Below are 1,241 nucleotides of genomic sequence, written 5' to 3'. Positions count from 1 at the left end.
ACGTTAACCACCACCTCACCGTTGACGGCCAGCGGCATCCGGCAGGTGACGGTATCGCCATACTGCAAATTTCCGGCCAGCCAGGGCTGGGCGATGGGGATGAGCTCCTGCTCGCGGCAGCCGATGACCCGGTCGCCCTGCGGAAAGTGGATCTGGTAAATAATCTGATCCTGTAAAAAAACGCCCCAGTCGCGGACAAAGCCGGTGCTGCCGCGCCTGACCAGCAGCTCGCCGGGGGCGAAGCCCGCGACGGTGCCATCGTTACGGATCGCACGCACCACCCGCACTTCGTCGCTGAAGGTGAATTTTGGCCTCATTGCTCCTCCTCCTGAAACTGCTGGCGGTAGCTCTCCGCGAGGAGCCGTCGCGCCAGCAGCCATGGGGCGCGGGCGTTCTCTTCCAGCCGGTTCTGCAGCGGGACTTCGGCGCGCAGCTTGCGGTGAAAGGTCGCCAGCACCGGCAGGCAGCAGCGGCCGAGCCGCTCAGGCTGATAGGGCACGGCGAAAAACTGAAAGAACGACTCGGCGGAACTCAGCTCGTTCACGCCGGGAATTTGATAAAACCACTCCATGATTATCCCCCTGTTCGCAGCGCGGTAGCGCCGTAGAGTTCGTCATACATCGCGACCAGCTCATAGTCCCGCGGGCTGCGCTTGCCGTTTTCGGCAAAGCGGCGGATGGCGGGCAGCAGCTGGTTAATTTGCGCGGAGCTGAGGTGATAGCCCATGGCGTCGAAAATGCCGTTGACCGCCTGACGCCCGGAGTGTTTTCCCAGCACCAGCCGGTAGCTGCGGCCGACCAGCGCCGGGTCGATCGCTTGATAGCTCTCGCGATCGCGCAGCAGCGCCGCCACGTGGACGCCCGACTCGTGGGTAAAGACCAGCTCGCCGACCAGCGGCTGCTGCGGATCGATGGAGCGCAGCGCCGCCGCCGCCACCTGCTGGCAGAGCGCGGGAAGGGCCGGAAAATAGACGCCGGTGTCAACGCCGAGGCAGCGCTCAAGGCCCAGAGCCACGGTTTCCAGCGCCGCGTTGCCCGCGCGCTCGCCGAGGCCAAGCACGGTGGTATTGACGCTGGAGGCGCCGGCGCGCACCGCCGCCAGCGTATTGGCGGCGGCGAGGCCGAGATCGTTATGGGCATGCATCTCGATGTCGCCGGGCCAGGCTTCGCGCAGGGCCGAGATGTGCTCGAAGGTAGTAAAGGGATCGAGTATGCCAACCGTGTCGGCGTAGCGCAGGCGGG

3 protein-coding genes are annotated in these 1,241 nt (G+C 65.4%); all 3 read right to left on the bottom strand.

All coding sequences use genetic code 11. From position 1 onward, the window contains the following. Window positions 1–317, bottom strand: a 317-nt coding sequence (locus PFH44_RS27735) for a nitrogen fixation protein NifZ (RefSeq protein ID WP_283826860.1), incomplete at its 3' end; no start/stop codon positions are given. After that, entirely contained in the window at window positions 314–574 is a 261-nt protein-coding gene (locus tag PFH44_RS27730) for a nitrogenase-stabilizing/protective protein NifW (protein WP_082079094.1), read from the bottom strand. The genes PFH44_RS27730 and PFH44_RS27735, both read right to left, overlap by 4 nt. After that, the coding region (locus PFH44_RS27725) for a homocitrate synthase/isopropylmalate synthase family protein (RefSeq protein WP_463671594.1) at window positions 574–1,241 on the bottom strand (668 nt) is incomplete at its 5' end. The genes PFH44_RS27730 and PFH44_RS27725, both read right to left, overlap by 1 nt.

This window comes from Klebsiella sp. Ech2A, from assembly GCF_030078455.1.
Classification (GTDB): domain Bacteria; phylum Pseudomonadota; class Gammaproteobacteria; order Enterobacterales; family Enterobacteriaceae; genus Klebsiella; species Klebsiella terrigena.
Note: the sequence above shows the minus strand (reverse complement) of the source record. Positions and strands in the feature narration are given on the sequence as shown.